This is a genomic window from Candidatus Trichorickettsia mobilis (assembly GCF_034366785.1).
Lineage (GTDB): Bacteria > Pseudomonadota > Alphaproteobacteria > Rickettsiales > Rickettsiaceae > Trichorickettsia > Trichorickettsia mobilis_A.
On record NZ_CP112932.1, the window covers coordinates 982,272 to 1,004,033 of the forward strand.

At 33.6% G+C, this 21,762-nt stretch carries 12 protein-coding genes and 1 pseudogene; 9 read left to right on the forward strand and 4 right to left on the reverse strand.

Annotated elements, in window-relative coordinates; all coding sequences use genetic code 11:
- Positions 1-87: 87 nt before the first annotated feature.
- Complete coding sequence (locus tag Trichorick_RS04495; RefSeq protein ID WP_323737836.1) at positions 88-861, forward strand: peptidoglycan recognition protein family protein; 774 nt, start codon at positions 88-90, stop codon at positions 859-861.
- Here Trichorick_RS04495 and Trichorick_RS04500 read toward each other — a convergent pair.
- Positions 852-3,695 carry a hypothetical protein gene (locus Trichorick_RS04500; protein WP_323737837.1) on the reverse strand — a complete coding sequence of 948 codons (2,844 nt, stop codon included), beginning with the start codon at positions 3,693-3,695 and terminating at the stop codon, positions 852-854. The genes Trichorick_RS04495 and Trichorick_RS04500 overlap by 10 nt on opposite strands.
- Before the next feature lie 520 nt (positions 3,696-4,215).
- On the opposite strand from Trichorick_RS04500, the gene pheS reads away from it, so the two are divergent.
- Positions 4,216-5,244: a phenylalanine--tRNA ligase subunit alpha gene (gene pheS, locus Trichorick_RS04505; protein ID WP_323737838.1), complete on the forward strand. Its 1,029-nt coding sequence runs from the start codon at positions 4,216-4,218 to the stop codon at positions 5,242-5,244.
- Positions 5,241-7,637, forward strand: a complete 2,397-nt coding sequence (gene pheT / locus Trichorick_RS04510) for a phenylalanine--tRNA ligase subunit beta (RefSeq protein WP_323737839.1) — start codon at positions 5,241-5,243, stop codon at positions 7,635-7,637. The genes pheS and pheT overlap by 4 nt, the downstream gene beginning before the upstream one ends.
- Here the strand turns inward: pheT and bcp are convergent.
- The 3 genes and pseudogenes from bcp to Trichorick_RS04525 form a co-directional block, all read right to left on the reverse strand.
- Positions 7,632-8,099: a thioredoxin-dependent thiol peroxidase gene (gene bcp, locus Trichorick_RS04515; protein ID WP_323737840.1), complete on the reverse strand. Its 468-nt coding sequence runs from the start codon at positions 8,097-8,099 to the stop codon at positions 7,632-7,634. The genes pheT and bcp overlap by 6 nt on opposite strands.
- A gap of 90 nt (positions 8,100-8,189) precedes the next feature.
- Positions 8,190-9,176 (reverse strand): annotated as a pseudogene (locus Trichorick_RS04520) (LD-carboxypeptidase); the annotation flags it as partial.
- Between the two features lie 41 nt (positions 9,177-9,217).
- Complete coding sequence (locus Trichorick_RS04525; RefSeq protein WP_323737842.1) at positions 9,218-11,827, reverse strand: AsmA-like C-terminal region-containing protein; 2,610 nt, start codon at positions 11,825-11,827, stop codon at positions 9,218-9,220.
- A 506-nt stretch (positions 11,828-12,333) separates the two neighbouring features.
- Between Trichorick_RS04525 and Trichorick_RS04530 the strand changes: the two genes are divergently transcribed.
- The 6 genes from Trichorick_RS04530 to Trichorick_RS04555 all read left to right on the forward strand — a co-directional run bounded on the left by Trichorick_RS04530 (position 12,334) and on the right by Trichorick_RS04555 (position 21,762).
- Positions 12,334-13,167: an HAD family hydrolase gene (locus tag Trichorick_RS04530; RefSeq protein ID WP_323737843.1), complete on the forward strand. Its 834-nt coding sequence runs from the start codon at positions 12,334-12,336 to the stop codon at positions 13,165-13,167.
- A 195-nt stretch (positions 13,168-13,362) separates the two neighbouring features.
- Positions 13,363-15,804, forward strand: a complete 2,442-nt coding sequence (locus tag Trichorick_RS04535) for a VirB4 family type IV secretion/conjugal transfer ATPase (protein WP_323738875.1) — start codon at positions 13,363-13,365, stop codon at positions 15,802-15,804.
- 176 nt (positions 15,805-15,980) lie between these two features.
- Positions 15,981-19,763 carry a hypothetical protein gene (locus tag Trichorick_RS04540; RefSeq protein ID WP_323737844.1) on the forward strand — a complete coding sequence of 1,261 codons (3,783 nt, stop codon included), beginning with the start codon at positions 15,981-15,983 and terminating at the stop codon, positions 19,761-19,763.
- On the forward strand, positions 19,756-20,097 hold the full coding sequence (locus Trichorick_RS04545) for a hypothetical protein (protein WP_323737845.1): 342 nt from the start codon (positions 19,756-19,758) through the stop codon (positions 20,095-20,097). Before Trichorick_RS04540 ends, Trichorick_RS04545 begins: the two co-directional genes overlap by 8 nt.
- 190 nt (positions 20,098-20,287) lie before the next feature.
- Positions 20,288-20,989: a metal ABC transporter ATP-binding protein gene (locus tag Trichorick_RS04550; protein WP_323738876.1), complete on the forward strand. Its 702-nt coding sequence runs from the start codon at positions 20,288-20,290 to the stop codon at positions 20,987-20,989.
- 2 nt (positions 20,990-20,991) lie between these two features.
- A complete protein-coding gene (locus tag Trichorick_RS04555) occupies positions 20,992-21,762 on the forward strand; it encodes a metal ABC transporter permease (protein ID WP_323737846.1) in 771 nt (256 codons plus the stop codon).

The following is a 21,762-nucleotide window of genomic DNA, read 5'->3' on the forward strand; positions in this document are numbered from 1 at the left end:
TTAATGTTGTATACTTACTTGCAAAGCTTTTGGTTATTATAGTACCAGGCGATAATAGTTTACAACCACTATGAAATCTAGCAATTTATGAATATTATCACAAAATTTTGTTCACCCAATTATTCTATTAGAAAAGGTGAGATAAAATTTATCATAATTCATTATACAGAAATGGAGTTTGATGAAGCCATCAGCAAATTATGTAATATTGCAGCCAAGGTTAGCGCTCATTACGTGATCAAAGCTGACGGCGAAGTATTTAGGCTGGTCGAAGATCAACATAGCGCATGGCACGCCGGAGTCAGCAACTGGCAAAATTATAGTAGTATTAATGAATATTCTGTCGGTATAGAATTAGATAATTTAGGTTATGCCAGTTATCCAATAGCACAAATGCAAAGCTGTATTAGCTTATGCAAGCAACTAATAACGCTGTATAATATTCCAAGAACTAACATCTTGGGTCATTCTGATATTGCTCCAAATCGAAAGATTGACCCTGGACCATTTTTTGATTGGTCATATTTGGGGCAACATAAGCTAGGCTTATGGTATAGAATGCCCTTAAATCTATCAACTCAAGATACTTTTGTAGTTGATATTATGTTCTCTTTTGGTGATAAATCAGATGAAGTCACCAAATTACAGCAAGATTTGCAAAGAATCGGTTACAAAATCGAAATCACCGGTACATTTGATCTTCAGACTAACTATGTAATTAGAGCTTTCCAGTCTCACTTTTATCCGCAATTAATAATTAAATTAGGGAAAGATTTATATCACAACAATAATTATCAATATTCATGGGATGAAGTATCCCATGAAATATTGCAGTCAATAAAATTAAATTATTATATTTGATCGTCACCTTCTTCATGATGACCTGTTAAGTCTGCTTGTTGATGATGAATAATATTATCCAGTGCTTGTTTTGTTTCTTCTATAGCGATGTATGATGAATATGATAGTAGTGTATTATGTAGAGCTTCGGTTAATTCAATATGGTAAGTATTTATAAAAGTTTCTAACGCTTGATAATAACTACCAGCAACTAAATGATGATAAATCTTATTAAGTAAAGCTGGATTATCAGATGACGCTGAATTAAACTGTGCTATACATTCACACAGCTCTTTTGTAAGATTATTAATATAACTACCACTAAACATATTGCCTACTATAACTTTAGTAGTAATGACATTCTTGATAAGTGATGATAAAAACTCATTAATTTTAACTATACTGTTCCGTTGTGTTATACTGAAATAAATGCTCGTAAGTTGAGTAGTTGGTATCACTTGAAGCAATCCTGATACTTCATCCCACGTTAATTCTTTATAAGACCAATTTAACTCTACGATACTATTCTGGTTAAGCAAACTACGTAACTTCTCGTAATTACCGGCTTTAATTAGCTGATAGCATCTGTCATCTTGATTAAAGAGCTCCTCATTATCCAAAAGTTTTGGCCAAGGAAGTGGTTGTTTTTCGTGATGTACTTGAATCGTGTTCATCTTATCACCATTAACATCAACTCCATTTATAATACACCTAGTAGACTTGCTCAGCTTAATAAATTCAGCAATTGTTTGTTGATAATTACTATCCTCCTTCTCATAATTAAAATGTATTGTATCAAGATGCATTTTGGGAACTTGTGAGATTATCTCAAACAACTTAGTTGTTTCTTCATAGGTTAATGGTTCAAAAGAAGATAGACCGAGTTCTATTATATTATTATTATTAAAAAAATTCTTTAGTGTATCATAGTAACCGGCTTTAAGCAGCATATAGCAAATCTTAGAGGCACGAGTATAGTTCTCGTACATATTATGATGAGTATTACCAAACTTTTCGGTAAGAAGCACGGAGCTAGCAATAGGTTTCGCCGAATCTGAATATCTACTTAACTCATATAAAATATCATCTATTTTACCACTTAAGTAAAAATAACTACTAAATTCCCTCTTCCTACCGTAAACAATCATTAGTAACTCTTCCGGCAAAGGCTTGTCTGTCATTAAACAAACTCGATGGGTAATTTTCGTTTCCCTTATTATCTCAAATAGCTCTAAAGTTTCGGGTAAACTTAATTCATCTAAATTCAATCTGAGCTCTTGAATATCATTATTAAGAAGAAAAAGCTTTAACTGCTCAATTGAACCAGAATTAATGAAATGTTTGCAAATATTAAAGCATCGAAGATTTTGTAGTTCTTCATATCCGCACTCTTTTTCTCTTGATAGAGCACTGAGGATAAACTCAATTATACTTAATGAGATACCTTCTAGATTTGCACTTTGTAAATTTTCATAAGTTATAGCGTAGGCTGTTAGAAAAATTTTTAATTCTGGGTAATAACTACTATTAATTAGTTCATCACAAATATCTTTAAGCAAATCATAATCATTAAATCTCTGTTGGTATTCTCTATTAAATTTAGTTATTTTTGACACGAGATTCTCTTCATTGCCAATAAAATTAAGCTTTTCAATTATTGACTTTATTAATAATGGCTGATCTTCGTGATGATAAACCTCTTGAACTTCTAAACTAACTTTGGTAGCATTAGCATTTCTTATATCAAACAGAGTTTGCTCTATAAACAAAGGTATTTGATCGGATGAAACGGACAAATGGGTGATATTATTAAATACCAAAAAAGTATTCAACCTCTCATAATGACAACTCTTAAGAAGCGCAGTACAGATTTCATCAGACATAGCTTGCGATTGCTCGATCGAGCTTAATCTTTCATAGCTAGCTATTTTGCTTATAACTTCCTCATTCATATCAAGACTCATCCAGTCTTGATCAGTTATATGATGATTGGTAATAAAATCAAATAATCCACTGTAAACACCTTCTTTAATCAGTTGGTAACAAACTTTCTTAATCGTCGGTAATATCTCATTGCTGGTTGTATCTGTTTTTTGTAAGTGTACAAATAGATCGATAGATGACTGAGTATTAATGCTAATAATATCATTAACATTGAGTATATTATGATTTTTAAGAAAAGTAGCTAACGATTCAAAATAGCCTTGTGTAATTAGATCATAACAAATTTTATTCAACAAATTTTTATCTGTTGTGCCTTTTTTTAGCATTTTATTAAAAGTAGCTATCTTAATTAAGACAGAGCTTTCTCGATCTATATTAAATAGATTGAAATTAGTTGTTATATGCTCATTGGTACAATACGGCACTAATAATTGTGCGTAAATAATATCATCAACTTGCGCGAAAAAATTCTCAACTTTGCTGTTTGACACAGCTCTAAATAGGTTCATTTGAGCAGAAACATTAACTATACGTATATTGTCTACATTTAACATAGTAATTTTGGTCTCCGGCAAAATTCGAGCTAATGCGTGAGCTTCATTTGTCGACAACTTATAGCCCGAATAGATTGTAAGTTTGTTAACAAGTGTTGATGGTAAAATGTTAATCAATATTTCTTGCGATAAATGTGTCTGCAAAACAAGCGAGGTGATATGTGTCCTTGGCAACACTTCAGCTAGCATGCTCATTGTTGCTTTTGCATGTTCATCATTATAATTATAAGGTAAATTTAAGTATAATAGTTCAATAGTAGTATATGGAAGTTCATCATATAACCTCCTCATATCTTCTAGATTTTCAATTTTTATATGTGGTGTAGTTTCAAAATCAATAAAATAGCTTTGTCTCATAATAATCTTTTTTATCCTTTTTTATATTTATATATATGTTATGTACATTATAATATCTATTAATATAATTCATGTCAATATGCTGATAATTTAATTTTAATTAAATATTAAAGAGAGAAATGTTCTGAAAGCTTTAGAAGCGCAAATTATCCCAACTGATATTTAATTGGCAACTCGCGTTAATTTACATAAGAATAAGTAAGAATTGATTGGTTACTAATTAAAGTGGATAATATGAATATGTACATTCTAAAAAAATGATGTATATTTAATCTATAAGTTAAATTATTATGAGTGCTAGGATTTATAAGGTTGTAGGAAATTTGGTTATCTGTATACAAGGCGTCATCACCAGGAGTCGTTAGGCTCCGTGGTAATCCAGAAATTAGCTTAAGTAAGAGGATCTTATAAAGACTGAATTGTTTCGATTTTTGACAAAATCTCAAGCAAGACGACTTTTTCTATATCTAAAAACCGTGAACGCTCACAAAGAAAAAATTAATCGAAATTAATCCGTAATATGCTTAAACATCTGATCGAATCAGCGGCAGATAAAATTGCTGTGGCTAACAATTTAAATGAATTACAACAAATTAAAGTTGAATTTCTCGGAAAAAAAAGCCCTGTAGCTCAGGCTATGCAGAAACTAGGGTCACTTAGTGAGTTTGAGCGCAAAAATTTTGGTCAACAAATCAACGAAGTAAAACAACGCATTACTGAATTAATTCAGGAAAAACAAATTATCCTTGAAGCTCAAGCTTTAGAACAGCAATTACATAATGAAGCCATAGATCTTACACTACCACCAAGGCCGCGCAAATATGGCAGCGTTCATCCGATTAGTCAGGCTTTAGAAGAATTGACGCAAATTTTTGCCAAATTCGGCTTGACTGCAAAATATGGGTCAAGCATCGAAACTGATTGGTATAACTTCACTGCCTTAAATATTGGTGAGCATCATCCAGCGCGACAAATGCATGATACATTTTATCTTAAGTTTGGTGAAGTGTTGCGTACTCACACCTCACCAATTCAAATAAGAACAATGCAGCATGAAAAACCACCATATAGAATAATTGCTCCCGGTAGAACTTATAGATCCGATTCAGATCAGACTCATACTCCGATGTTTCATCAAATTGAGGGGCTAGTAATAGACAAAAATATTCATATGGGACATTTGAAATACGTAATCATAGAATTTATTAAGCATTTCTTTGAACAGACAAATATTAAAATACGATTTAGACCAAGTTTTTTTCCTTTTACCGAACCGTCTGCTGAGGTGGATATTTGTTTAAATGATAATAATCAATGGTTGGAGGTGCTTGGTTGCGGCATGGTTCACCCTAAAGTACTAGAAAATGTAAATATTGACTCAAATGAATGGCAGGGCTTTGCTTTTGGGTTAGGAGTTGAGCGTTTGGCAATGCTTAAATATAATATCAAGGATTTACGACAATTTTTTGATGGCGACATACGCTGGCTAAGACATTATAATTTTTCTGCATTTGATGTTCCAACATTAGTTGGAGGGTTAACAAAATGAAATTTACTTTATCATGGTTAAAGCGTTTTTTAGATACTGACGCTACGGTTACGGAAATTGCTACAACATTAACTAATATTGGTTTAGAAATTGAATCGGTAATCGATAAAAGACAGGAATTAGTCGATTTTACTGTGGCTCATATTATTGACACTATGCCACATCCAGCTGCTGATAAATTAAGAATTTGTACTGTACAAACGACAACAGAAAACTTACAAATTGTCTGTGGGGCACCAAATGCACGGGCTGGAATCAAGGTAGTGTTGGCTAAGGTTGGTGTAGAAATTCCTAATGGTAAATTTAAAATCAAGGCCTCAGAAATTAGAGGTATTAAAAGTATGGGGATGCTCTGTTCTGCAGCAGAGCTTCTGATCGGTAGTGATGCTGATGGGATCATCGAATTACCGGATAGTGCAAATATTGGTGAAAAGTTTATCAAATATTATGGCCTGGATGACCCGGTAATCCAAGTTAATGTTACTCCAAATCGTGGTGATGCACTTGGAGTATATGGCATTGCTCGTGACTTGGCAGCTGTGGGTATTGGTAGATTACTGCCGCTCGAACTGCCAAAAATTGATCATAGCTTTCATTCTGAGTTCAACGTTAAAGTAATGGCTTCTGATGCTTGTCCCTTATTTTGTATTCGTGAATTTAAAAACGTCAATAATATAGAGAGCCCAAGCTGGCTAAAGCAATTATTAGAAAATATTGGTGTACGTCCGATTTCAGCCATTGTCGATATTACTAATTACATGGCTTACAGTTTTGGCCAACCAATGCATGCTTATGATGCTGATAAGTTAGCTGCTTTAGAAGTGAAATTATTGAAAGATGAACAACAATTTCAGGCTTTAAATAATAAAGAGTATAAGTGTATTTCTGAAGATTTAGTGATTTGTGATGGTTGTGAAGTCCATGCTCTTGCTGGAATCATTGGTGGCAATACTAGTGCCTGTAGTGAAAATACTCGTAATATAATATTAGAAGCGGCAGTGTTTGAACCGTTGATGATTACCAAGACTGGTCGTAGATTACAAATTGATACTGACTCTAGATATCGTTTTGAACGCCGAGTCGATAAAACTTTCGTTGCCTCAGCTTTAGATATTGCAACGCAAATGATTTTATCAATTTGTGGTGGAACAGTTAGTGAGATGCTGGGAATAGCAGAGCAATCGTCGTCACAAACTGAGGCTCATAATGGTTTTATTGATTTTCCACTAAGCTTTCTTCAGCAATATAGTGGCTTAGTGCTATCAGCAGAGCAAATTTGTACTATCTTAAAAGAATTGGGTTTTAAGGTAGTGGTTGTTGGTGAGATTTTAAAAATACAAGTACCGGCGTGGCGCCATGATGTTAAGATCAAGGAAGATATTGTTGAAGAAATTTTACGCATATATGGCTATGATCAGATCACGGAAATTGCTCTACCCAACTCAGAGATTATAGGGGTAATACCAGTAGCGCAAAAACGCTTGCATGATCTTCGGAGAATAATTGCATGTGCTGGTTATGATGAGGTAATCACTTGGTCATTTATGAGCAGCATTACTGCGCGATTATTTGCTGAATTGCATAACGAACTAGTGCTGGTCAACCCTATCAGTGTCGATCTTGATTATATGCGACCTAGTATTGTGCCTAATCTTCTGGCGATCATTGCTAAGAATCAAGCAAGAAGGGTGGCTGATATGTCATTATTTGAAATTGGTCCAGTATTTTGTGGAACAAAACCAGAAGATGAAATAACCATGATATCGGGAGTTAGATGTGGTGATTATTTGCCAAAGAACTGCCATGGCGCTTCCAGAATAGTTGATATATTTGATATCAAAGCTGATTTAGCAGCGATATTATCGCATCTGGAGCTGTCTATTGATCGATGCCAGATATCTACAGCCAAACATACTTATTATCATCCAACTAGATCAGCAAGCTTATCGTTAGGTAAGAATATTATTGGACATTTTGGGCAAATTCACCCTACTATATTACAGCATTTTGATATAGAAGGTGAAGTGATAGCGTTTGAATTGAATATCACAAATATTCCTACGTCTAAACCAAAATTTGGCAGAAGAACAGAATTTATAACTTCTGATTTTCAGATTAACTACCGTGACTATGCTTTTATAATAGATGTAGTGCAACCAGTCGGTAATATAATTTCCTATATTAAAAATATTGACAACAAACTTATAAAATCTGTGGAATTATTTGACGTTTATACTAGTGATAAGATTGCAAGTGGCAAAAAATCAGTTGCAATCTCAGTACAAATTCAAGCAGATGATCATACATTAACTGAGGAAGAATTACTTAAACTCCATAATGCAATTATTGATGGAGTAAAAAAGAATTTTGCTGGTGAGATTCGCAAATTATAAAGTTTTGCAGAAATCCAATACTTCTTGAGCATGACCATCTATTGATACTTTAGACCAAATATGTTTGATCTTACCAGTTTGATCAATGATAAAGGTTGCTCGATTGATTCCCATATATTTTTTACCATACATTGATTTCTCTACCCACACTCCATAACGCTGACAAGTATCAGAGTCAGCATCAGAAGCAAGATCAAATTGCAGACAATATTTATCCTGAAATTTATTATGAGAACTGATATTGTCCTTGGAGATTCCAATAATTACCGCATTTATCTTTGCAAATTCAGGTTTTAAAATATTAAATGCTTGTGCTTCCAGTGTGCAGCCTGGAGTATCATCTTTAGGATAAAAATATAATACTACTATTTTACCTTTCAATTTAGATAGAGTGATTTCTGTGCCATCTTTGATTGGCATAGTAAAGTCCGGAGCTATATCACCAATATTTAATGTCGTCATAATTTTACCTTTTTATTTATTAACAGTTCCGATGTTATTCATTAGACCTCTTTCCAAACTCAATTTCTGAATCATAAATGGGTTTGGAAAGAGGTCTATTATTAAATCAAACTTACTATCCTTAGTCGGAGCAATCCTGGCTTCAGTATTATAAATTATAGGATCATTTACTTGCTCATGTCCAAATCTATTACTCTTGAATATTGGAATATTTACAGTTGCAGCAAAATCTTTTAGTGCTGCTATCATATTTTGATCATCATTACCACAAGCACCAAATATTATAGCTTTTACTTCTGCTAACAAACCAGCCTGCCGTAAATGAGTTAAAGCTCGATCTAGCTGGTAGGGTTTAATCCCGACATCCTCCAAAAACAGAATTTTATTAGAGGTTTTTATTTGCCACTCTGTACCAATGCTTGTTTCAACAATAGTTAAATTACCTCCGGTAAGCGTTCCCTTGACATGCTGTCCCTTATGCTCGTCAGCTAGGCTATTAATAGCCAGCAATCCTTTAATAGTGACCGACTTTACTTTACCGCTCACTATTTCTGCTATTTTTGTAAAATTCGTTCGTTTCTTGTCTTGGTTTAATATCTCGACAATACCATTTCCATGGATTGTTTTCCATCCCCACTCTTGAGTCAAAAAAATATGTAATGCTGTAATATCACTAAATCCAATGAGCCACTTATCTTTAGCAGGTTTTTTTAATCGTTTTAACAATGGTATTATTTTTGCTGCACCATACCCCCCGCGTAAGCACCAAACTATCTGTGAAGATCGATCAAACAATGCATTTTTTAAACATTCAAACCTAACTTGATCCGTATGAGCATGGAAAAGTGATTGTGATCCGTCAAAACAATTGTCGGGTAACAGTAATTTTAATGATGAAATACTGCGTAACTTCTCCAATGAGGCATTATCTGTACCAGAGGCAGGAGCCGCTATAGTAATTGGTGTGTTTTTTAATAATCTAAGAAAGTCTGCATTATCTCGCTCAAAATTAGCAAATACTACTTTAGTAATTAATAATAACACAAAAAAAATAAGGGCTTTATAGCTTGAATACATAATTAATATCTATCTAAACAATAGACCTTTCGTAAATTGAGTTATTGTGGTGTTGGTGGATTATTATCAGTATTTTTATTATTTACCTGTTGCTTTTGTAAAAATTCAGTTAATGAAGTAGAATCAGCTGTCAGTTGTGGAGCTATTATTGTGCCAGCAGCCTTAATTCCTAATGATGTTGGGGTAGAAGGATTGTACTTACTACCGGTTAAAGTTGGTGAAAATGCATAAAATGAGAATAGAGAAGATAAATTCAGTTGTAAATCATAAATATTAATAGCAGCAACAACAGCTGCATTGGCATATTTGGTTTGTAATGTTGTATTTTTTAAAGTTGCCACCCCTTGAATTAATTCAAGTTCACCGTTGAGAGAGTTGATTGGTGTTTGACCGGTAGATAAGGCATTATTTAGATCTGTCTTGAACTGAGTTATATCATAGTTAGGTTGGCTTATACTTGCTATTAGTGTATCAATAGAGAAATTATTTATTTTTACATTCTTAGCAACAAACGAAGATTTTGTATAAAGATTATATAACAACTTTTCTATACTATCACCATTAGTAGTGATCATACCATTAACACTAGCAGAACCATCAGAGTTAAGCCAGCCAACAGGTAGTATTTTTGATAATGCTGCCACGTCAATAGTGTTTAATGCATATACTAAATTCCAGGTATAAGGATCTAATAGCACACTACCTTCAACTTCTATAGTTCCATTAAGAAGTTGAGCCTTTAAGCTGGGGATTTTAAATAGAGTATTATCGTTTTTAGTGGAGAATGTTACTTTTTCTAAAACCAGATCATTTTGGTAGATTTTGGAGAAAAAACAATCTAACTGTAGTAATATTTTATCCAAACTGAAGTTATTTAATAAATTGTTACGCAATTGAAACAGAAATCCTGGAGATAAAAAACTTACTGGCACTACACCATCAGTAATTTGTACTACTAATTGTGGACTAAGGCCATCAGTGAGTAGCTTTCCAGTGGCACGTAAATAATCCGATCCCTTGTTGGTGTATAAATTGTTAACTATAATTCTTGCTGGAGTAATAGATAATACTATATTAGCTAAACCTAAATCTTTTTGAGCAAGTTTTAAATCATCAATAGTAACATCAAAGTTACCTAAATATGATAAGGTTCTAATTGGCACAAATTTACTTAAATAATCTGCTGCTTTCATGTTTTCTGTTAGACTTTTAGCAAAATTTAACATTGGTGTAATTACAGGGTATAGAGCTTGATCTAGGTCTAATTGTGAAAAGCGAAGAAATGATTTGATACGTGGCATGGTTCCGATAAATTTACTAGAAATGCTACCTGTAATCTCAACATCATTAGTTTTTAGTAGAAGGTTTTGTAGTGATAAATCTATGGGAGTGCATTTTACATCAGCTGATAGTGCAAATGGTATAACTCTTTCTACAGTAGCATTTGTACAACCTAGCAAAGAAAGTATAGTGTTGAAATTACTGTGTTGTAATATAAGTTTACCATCAAATATGCTACGTACACTATTTTGAGTGACTATACCATTTAGCTGGAATCTGCCACCAGAAGCAATAATTCCAGAAAAATCACTAATTAATAGCTGCCCTTGTTTCAAATCTGTAATTAATTTAAACTGATTGATGATATCATCATTGCTTAAGATAATTTGATCAATCTCGATTACTGAGTTTAGAGAATTATTGGCAAAAACAAATTTTTCTTGACTCTTATAGTCGGTGTTTTGATCATTTGTTGATGGACTTAATAAAGATTTAAGATCAATTTTTGCAAATTTCAGTGCTATTACATTAGTTGCATTATCATTTTTAGCTAAAGTAATCTCACCACTGCCGATAACAGAATTGGCTTTAATATTAATAGTCTTAAATTGCAATAAATTTTCATCAGCCACTATATCAAAATTTATGGCTATAGGTTCATTTTGCGTAATTTTAGCTAATAATGGACTAACATCTGGTAAATGATAGTTTATCAATTCTGGTAAACTCTTAATTTTAGCTGCAACGATACCAGAAGATAGGCGGTTGTCTTTGTATGTTTCTGATAATTGTAGTTCGTATCCTGGAGTATTAAGATTAAGTGTTATATCTAACGAATCTGTTGTGTTACGGAAAAATCCAGAAAACGCCATCTCTTCAATATTACCACTAAAACTGTTATTTGCAGAACCTATAAAATTGTCAATATTAATGATAGAATTATCAGTTGGGTCAATAAATGTTAAATGGTTAATATTAATATCAATATCCTTCTGCACATAATCAACTAAATTTGTAATTAGTCGATCATGAGTACTAACGCTAAATTTGACATTAGGTAAATTTAATTTTGCATTCGATATTTTAATAAAACTAATTTTTGGTTGAAATTTTAGTAGAGATATGAGAGAAAACCTGAATTCTATATCTTGTAACTCCAATTCCTGAGTTGCAATAGTATCAATAACTAAAGTAGGCCAAGGAAGTGCAACCAATTTAACTTTACCAATAGCTTGGCTGTCAAATTCTATAGTTTTTTGTTTTGCTAAGAAATTTACGCAAATACTTTTATAATCAATAAAGAATAGTGCCCCAAACAGTCCCCCAGCTAAAGTTATACATACCACTAATGTTATAATTATTCTTTTCATATTGTTTTGTTCTTTAAAATGGCCTAGATTGAGAGTCTATATAAAAGAGGTCTAATAGTCGAGAATGTTCAACATCAAGTTAAGGAAAATTGATGTTCAATAGTCATTGCGAGTTGCTCCTACGTCAGCAAGGCATAGTCGAAGCAATCAAAAAAGGCTGTTAACCCTTTAATAAACTGGATTGCCACGACCACTAACGTAGTCTCGTAATGACGTATTTTAACTTAATTGACACAATTCATTAAACACTCTCTAATAGTCGTACAGGCTATAGTAAAATAATACAGTACTAATTTAATATGCACAACTACACCAATTATTATCATCGATTTATGATGTTGGCATCACCATTTATGTTTTTTATTTATCACTGAATAGCATTAGAATTTACTGGTAAAAATCATATATAACTAATAATTTGTATTATAGTTATCTTTTTTCTATTAGCGGCACATAAGTAATTTTGTTAGAATTATTAACGCGTTAATTAATATGGAGGTAATTTTATGAAAACTAAAACAATAGTCTGTTTAGACTTTGATGGCACTATCGTTCGAGGTAATTGGCATTATAATTTTAAAGAATCGTCGTATGTTCCAATTACCGATAGAGCTGGATTGATAGTGAATGGTACTCTAGATAGTGATATGCTGCCTAATGAAGAGTATATGGCTAATATTGACGCCATGAAACAATATGCCAGAAAATTATTGCAATATCAGGATACGTCTTTTAAAAATCTTGAAGGGTTAAAAAACATTATTAGCACCCTACTCAAGCAGGGAGACTGTGTTGCTATCACTTCTTTTTCCAGATATCCACACGCAATAGATGAAACTTTAAAAAACCTTGGACTTTTACCAGAAGAAATTATTAAAATAGCAGTTATTTGTGGAATGCCATTAGGAGACGTAGAAGAAATAGGTAAGTCGCAGCATATTGAGCGAGCAATGGCAATGTATAATATTACAAGTCCAGCAAATGTGCTATTGGTAGATGATACATTTGACAATACATTAGCTGCGCGTAAACAAGGGTATAAAGCAATATTGGTTCAGCCTAAAGATCATACATATTTAGAAAAAATACTAAAATTTGAAGATGATGATATACCACCACTAAAAATATCAAATTTCCATTATAAAGTAGATCCTGGTATGATCTTAAACAGCATTGGAGCAAAAATAGCCTTATTTAAACAGCAGCGGAAACAGAGTAATTCTGATGGTGATCAATCTACAACTTCTACAACTTCTACAAATACTGACTTAGGTAAGTATGATAGTAAGACAGACTTAAGTTTAGTAGGCGAAGTAACAGAGGAGCAGCTGCAGCAATAGTTAGATGAGCAATAAAACAACATTAGTAACTTTCACGTAACACATATAGCTATTTCAGCTTAGTTTACAACTAAAAGCCTAACAAATTATTCATTACTTATACATAATAGGCAGCGCATTTGTATTATTTTGATATTGGTGTAATTTACTCAATCGAGACGTAATGCTTAAATTTAAAAGGATTGATTTGTGTTCATAAGTCGCAGTTCTAGGAAATCCGATAAAGATTTATATAATAACGTGGCAGAGCGTTATATTCCTATAGCATGTCATTATGATTCCCATACATTATTAACTAAGAATGGCGAGTTATTGCAAACTATACAGATTAATGGCATTAACTCTGAGAAAATTAGTGACAAATTGTTTAACCTAAGGGAAATGGTTCGTGGAGCAATAAAGGATAATATTGAAGATAAGGATTTTGCTTTCTGGATTCACACTGTTAGGCGTAAAACTAATTTGGATGATATGACGCCATATAAGAAATTATTGCCGGCAAATATTCATGATCTGTGGCAGCGTAAGAATTATTGGGATGATAAATTTGTTAATACTCTTTATATTTCTATTATACATGACTCTCCGGCGATAAGCATAACTAATCTTAGTGCATTTATTAATTCACTAACCTCTAAAGTTATTATAGATTTTCATGATCGCTATTTTGATGATGCATTTACTAGATTAAATTCAACAGTGGATAAGTTGTTGGCAAGTTTGGAAGAATATGGGGCTGTGAAATTAGGAATAAGATTTGAAGGAGAAAATAGTTTTTCTGATCCTATGTTTTTGTATCGTCGGATTGTACATCTTAACGAAGATAATTGTTTAACGCCAGTTACTGATTTATCTACTGCTTTGGCGTCTCATCAATATGCGGTGGGAGGAGATAAACTTGAGGTTATAGATGAACATGGAAAGAAATTTGCAGCAATGCTTTCGGTTAAGGAATATCACGAAATTTCTTCAGAAGCTTTAGATGTTTTCCTGCAGTTACCAATTGAAATGATTGCTACAGAAGTTTTTTATTTTGTTAATAAAGAAAAAGTAACCTCTGCATTTACAGAGCAAGATAATATACTTAGAGTCAGTGGAGATAGTGATTTAAATGATATAAAGGGCATTACACAAATTATGGATGTGGATGGAGCTTTTAAAAGTAAATTTTGTCGTCAACAAATTTCTATTGCTATTATAGGGGATGATGTTGATAGATTAGAAGAAGATATTCATGATGCATCTCAAGAATTGTCCAAGATTGGCATAGTACATGTCAGAGAAGATATTAATTTAGAGCAAACTTTTTGGGCGCAATTACCAGGAAATTTTGTTTTCTTAAGACGAATGACTCCTACTATTTTACAGAATACGGCGGCGCTTGCTTCGCTACATAATTTTCCTAGTGGTGAACAGTATAATCCGTGGGGGCGTGCTGTGACCTTGCTTAGAACGGAGAAAAGTACGCCATATTTTATGAATTTACATACCAAGGATAATAAAGTAAATAACTGCATTTATGGCGCGGCTAAAACTGGTAAAACTGTATTAACTAATTTTTTAATTTCTGAAGCCACTAAATATGATCCAACTATTTTGTATTTTGCGCATAACAATGATTCGCAAATATTTATCGAAGCTCTTGAGGGGCAATGGTTGGAAACTGAAAAATCATTGATCAATCCCCTATTATATGATGACACTAAAGAGGCACGTGCATTTATTTATGAATTCTTAAGAATCATTTGTAATCATTACATAAAGCCATTAAACGAGCAAGAAGATTCTTTCTTAAATACATTAGTCAGTAACATCTTTACTATAAATATATCAAACCGTAATTTATCCACAGTTTTAAAAGGATCGGATTTTTCTACTCTCGGTGGAGAATTGATAAAATCTAGATTGGAGATTTTTAATGAAGGTGGATTATTTTATGGCATCTTTGATAAAAGCGAAACAATTAAAATATCTTCAAGCACTATTATGGGAGTTAATCTACATAAGCTTGGTGCGCAGTATTTTACCAAAGAATTCTGGCCTGAAGATCCAAAATTAGTAAATCAGTTTACGGATAAGTTGCAACAAAATAACAGTGTGCGTATGGGGTTAATTTATGCGCTCAGTTATTATTTTATTACTAATAATAATGCTCCTAAGATATTAGTAATAGATGGTGTAGAACAGGTATTAGACCCTAAATATTTTAATAATGTTGTAACAGATATTTTAGACAAAGTAGCTAAAAATAACGGTGTAATGTCCAGTAATTTGAATTTAGGAGTTCTCCAATCACCAGAAGCTGAGTCATATAAAGAATGGGTTAAGTTAATTGATACCAGCTTTATTTTACCTTTGGACGTAAGAATGGATGATGCAGGTGAGTTGCTTGGTTTAAATAAAGCTGAAATTGATAAATTATTGACATTTAACCTCGCTTCAAGGATGTTTTTGGTTAAACAAGGAGCGCAAGCTATCGCTGCCGAATTAAGCATAGGAGGCTTTATTGGGATGGTTAGGATATTATCCGCTGATACAGAAGAATTAGCCGTATATCAGCAAATATTGGCAAAATACCCAGGTCACCCTGATAATTGGATTGATCATTTGTATGAGGCTTTGGATAACATCCAATAAATATACTCGGTGAAAATTGAGAATTGCGTTGTCGTCGTTAGAGATCTCCGGTGCTCACGTACCTTAGTACGCTCCGCGCCTCGACTCTACGACTCCTAGCACTTCTTCAATTTTGACCTTCGTCTATCCAAATTATTAAAGTATAAGCTGGAATATAATTTAGAGTAAGAATAGCAGTGATAAAAAAATATTACCCTATATTATTAATAATACTGTTTTGGTCGCTAAATTGCAGTGCGTCTTTTTGGAGTGCTATTGCGGCATGTTTAAAAAATCCGTGTAACTGTGGTTATGGTACAAAATACGAGTGGTGGAATAATAATCAAGTTAAGTTAGATAAAGGGGATGAGAATCCATTATGTCCACCATGGAATAAAGGGCGTGAGGATAATACTTGTTTAACCCAATTTGATTATCCAGGAGTATTTATCCCATGGTATTTAGAGCATTGTGCAGAAGCGACAAGTGAAAGTACGTATTTTTCTCCAAAAATTCGTCTCAGATATCAAGCATGTAATATAGCTGCTTGCTGGACTAATTCAACAACTTTAAATTGGGACGGTGATTGCGTGAATTGGCCGACAGCTTACGCATTGCCATTGTTAAGGATTTGCGCTCGTATTGCAGTGCCTGAAACTCTAACTGATCTAGGTGATCCTTTGCCTGCAGATCCTGGCTATACTAAAGGTAAGCACCTTAATGCATATGGGGCTGAGGAAGATGATAAACCAATTCCCGGTGATGACGGTAAACCCATTATACTAACTAAACCAAAATTATGCGCCTATAAAGACCCATCATTAGTAGATACAGTAACAACACTTGGTGCACTAGGAGTGGACTTAATGGATTGGAATCCTACCAACCAAGCTATGCATAACACTGGAGAACTTCATCCAATTGCTAAAGTACTAATTTTTTTGGTAACGACTTTATCTAATACCGGGCAATCTTTAGGAGATATGATTGGTTCTTTATTGGATGCAATAGGTGGGCTGATAATTCCTGGGCTTGATTTGTTTAAAGTAATTTTTGATGCTATAGGTGCTATTATTCAATATATAGGAGATATTTTTATAGCTATTCTTAAAGAATTTGGGCAGTTTAATAGAGTAGTAGATTCTTATAGATTTGGTTGTGTTGAGGTGCCGGTAGGACCATATCCTCCGCCTTATTGTCCACAGCTTTCACCATTTATACCATCACCTACAACAAATGTTATTTGTGAAGTAGGTGGGTATTCTAATAATACCACTATTCCTCTGATGTCAACCACAGATCATAAATGTGTAATATCAAAGTTAGTTAATAATTTTGTGCGCAATAGTATTCGGATAAGTTTTGATAATTTTGTGCCACTTTGTCAAAAAGGAGAAGATCCAACAAAAACAGACAAATGCGTTAAAATATTAGGACCATTTAACGGTTCAGCTAAATCCATACATACTGCTAGTGGATTTTGGGATGTCATTCCCTCATGTGCAGATAGTCCAGGATCTGTCTGTGTTAGTACTAATATTAAAGCACCGCAGTGTAATGCGTTTGATGCTGATAGTTGGTGCTTATCTGGATTTAGAGTGGCTTATGGATCGAGTACCGGCAAAACATCTGTTCCTAGTAATTATTTTCTTAATGATTTAGTTGGTTGTGATGTGAATAGCGGTAGTACATGTCAGAAAATATGGGGAGTAAATACGGGAGCATTCATAGATATTTCTTTAGTTTTTCCTAAAGTAGAAAGTGGTTATTCTTTTATGCCTCTAAAAAAGAATGTTTCTTTAAATGATACAAATGGTAATGCCAGAAGATTATCTGTGGTTATACGTAGACAATCTACTACGATCACTGATATGCCAGGTGGATCTTCAACATTTCAACAGGATCCAAAACAAATTTGTGTTCTTGGAGAGGATAACAGTATAGTTGGTTGTGAAGACAGAATACCGATGAAACCTAGAGTCAAGAGCACATGCAAATCATCGTTAAATTCTGATTTTTTTGTTTGTCGGAATGATGGTAAGCCTTGTACTTCGGCGTCTGGGGCAGAATATCAAGGTATAGTAAATTATCAAACGATAAGTGATACTGTTTGCAGTAATATAGTCACTGGTACTTCTCCAATGCAAGCTTGTCCTTCATCTACAGCAGTAATGTGTAAAGCTAGCGGTGACGCAACTTGTCAAAATGCTGGTGCTTTTTGTATATCCTCAACAGGTGATGTGGTGAGCTGTACAAATAATAGTAGTAATGTCTGTACCAATGCTACTTTAAAATGCACATCTCCTTCTGGTCAGGAAGTGAGTTGTAGTGGTATATCTTCAACACCTAAGGTATTTGATTGCGATAAAATCAAGGATCAACAAAACCTCGAAGCTTATATCGACTATATCGACCCTGGTATATCTCCTGGCTTGAGACAAAACTGTAATAATAATTATTTTAAACCGGCATTTATAACAGTTTTAAAAAGTGGAGAAGATTTTACCAGTGCAGTAATACAGCCATTATCAGTCAATAATTCTGATGTTGCTAAGTATAGAGTGAATTTAGCTGGATATGATTTTACCTCAAATGTTACTGATGATCAGTTTACTCAGAAGCCTTTTAGTGGCCCTAAATCAATTAATCCATCAAGTATTTATGGTGATTATAAAGCCGGTCCAGATGATAAAATAGCTGCTCCTTATGTTGTGCAAAGCGATGGTAGTCTTAAAGAAGTAGACGGAGTATACTTAACTGGCCTTGAATATGTTGGTGGTAATGACCCCAATATACGAGAAGGGAAGTATATTCAAGGGGGAACATTCACTTGCCTACAAGTATCTACTATGGATCGCTGTAGTGCAGCAAATACTACTAGTTGTGTGTTGGCCAAATTATTAGAAGCAGATACGGTAAATTGTGTAGATTTTGCCAATAAATCACAGTCATCTAAATATATTGGTAAGTTACATTTATGCGATAGTGTACCTGGTCTCTTAGAGACAATATTATGTGTCACTAAGGATGATTCGTTACCAGGTAAAGATGGTGGTGCTGGAATTACTATAAAATCTTGTCCAAATGGTAAATTTTGTTACACAAACGATAAAAACCCAGGTAAAGAAGTTTGTAAGGTCAGTTTACTAAATCAAGATAGGTACGATCCTGCTCAAAATCCTTCTATAAGTGCCTCATTACTTGATAATCAGTATTACGATTTAAATGGCAGTCCAGGAGCTGGATATGATAAAACATTATATGCTCTTCGTGATAAGACTCCGGTAGAACTAGGGTTATGCACAACGATACCACGGCCAAAATGTGAAGCGATTACTAGTCCTAGTTGGTCATATGATGGTGGTGCAACTTGGCCTGAAACTGATGTAGGTATGCAAGCTGTAGGAAAGTGTCCATCTGGATATAGTACTCTTGTCCCACTTACGCGTTATTGTATTGCTAATGCAAGCAATATGACGGTTGCGTTTGAAAAGTTGGATAAAGATGCTAGTGGTAATAGTATAAGTTGTATGCCAGGTGCTGTACAGTTTAGTAACACTCACACATTCCCTGCTTCATATCCTCAGAAGAAGACAGCTAATACCTATGAATTCGGTGTAGATAAGGAGGGCACAGTGACAGGGCCTAATACATTTAGTTCAAATTTACAATTTAATATTCAAGATCTATCAAAAGTAAGTTATTTTCGTATTGCAAAAATTGGTTATGATGATTGGATAGAAGTATATGTCAATGGTAATTTTGTCGCAGGATATAAAAATTTTAAACTACCGATTATTTTAGGTGTAACAACAACAGAACTAGATCTTAATACTGATTCTAATAGTTATAGAAGCGACTTAGGTACTATAGATATTAAAAGTAAACTCCAGCCTGGGCTTAATAGTATTCGCTTTAATCTAAGGGTTATAGGCGGTGGTAGCTTATACTATAAAATTGAATATGGAATAAATGATTAATATCAGAGAATATATAGCCAATAACACTTATAGCGTTTATCAGTTAGGTGGTAACAATGCGTCATCACTAGAAGCCGTTAAGCTTCGTGATGATCCAGTTGCAGTTCGAGTAAGAGAGGGCGCACAGGCACAGCCATTGAAAGTTAATGTAAGGCTTTTAGAAGTGTCATTGCGAGGATCTTTGGCTCCGTGGCAATCCTTTTTAGCTCTTTTTGGATTGATTTTGGATTCCTACGCTCGATTATGGTTCGCTCTGAATGACGACTTGTATGCGGTTTACATCAACTTTCGACAGCTATGGCGTACAGGTAAATTGCATCTTGAACGTCATTGAAACTTAGAATGTTTGCTAGCTTTACCGTAGTTTCTACAAGAGTGCTATTGATAATTCATTCACTGCTTGTATATATTCTTGCAGCATAATACTTAAATAAGTTAGAAGAATACGAGGTAGCAAAATATCGTTTTGAAATAGCTTGTTATTGCGATAAGAATATTAATTTCACTTGAGAATAAATCTAGAAATAATGTCGGTATTGATTGAACTGGATAATGTATCTAAATTACTTGAAGCCAAACTAATTATCGATCAAGTAAGTTTTAAATTACACAAAGGTGATTTAACTACTTTAATCGGTCCAAACGGTGCAGGCAAAACTACTATTGCTAAATTGATCACTGGATTAGAGTTTCCTTCATCAGGAAACATCATCATATCGCCTAATTTAAAAATTGGTTATGTTCCGCAAAAATTAGAAATTAATAAAAATCTGCCACTTACAGTTGAGCATTTTGTATATCTATTAGTTACAAATTTTGAGTATGATAAATGGCAATGGCTATTAGATTTTGCTGATTTTAATCGTGTTAGGAATTTAGATGTATCTAAATTATCGGGAGGACAGTTGCAAAAGATTTTACTAGTAGCAACTTTACTAAATAATTCGGATCTTGTAATACTTGATGAACCGACGCAATCACTAGACATTAATAGTCAACAGGAGTTTTATCGGCTACTTGATAAAATAAGAAAAGAGACACAATTAACAATCTTTATGATTTCGCATGATTTATATACTGTAATGAAGAATTCTGATCAGGTAATATGTTTAAACGGCCATATTTGTTGTAGTGGGCGCCCTAGTGATTCAACGCATGATCAGGATTTTATTAGCGCTTTATCTACAATAGGTTTTTATACGCATCATCATGATCATCGACATTAATCATGCTGATAATTGTCTGTACCTCAATCTTGATCAGCATCATTTTTGCTCCTCTTGGCTGTCTGAGTTTATGGAAAAGATATACCTATTTCACTGATGGTTTTGCTCATGCCAGTGTGCTTGCAGGAAGCATTAGCCTTATATGTAATATCCCATTATTATATTCTGGAATGTTATTCGCCATATTATTTGCGTTGGTCATCTTTAAGTATCGTAGTATTTTTGATGGTAACGTAATAGTTGGACTGATGGCAAATTTTATGTTATCAATGGCGCTGATAATTAGTTATTTTGCGCCAACTTCAGTAGATATTAATCTATTATTATTTGGTGATCTTATATCTGCTTCAATAAACGATATAATGATTTTATTCTGGATTATGGTAATAATAACAGCTTTTTTTGTGATATTTTACAAGCAAATTATTTTGGTGGTAATTAATCGTGATCTTGCCCAAATTATGGGAATAAAAGTAAAATTAATAGAATTATTGTTTTTAATATTATTATCAATCTCAGTATTTTCTACACTTAAAATAGTTGGAGCCTTACTTGTTAGCGGAATGCTATTAATACCGACGGTAATTGCACGATTATTTACAATCACTCCAAAACAGATGATTATAACTGCAACTATTATTTCTGTAGCCCTAACTTTATTAGGGTTATCAATATCTTTCTACTTAGATACTCCGGTGGCGCCGGTAATTATTTGTGTAGGTGTAATTACTTATTTCGTAACTTATTCGTTTAACTTATATCGCTTAAGATAA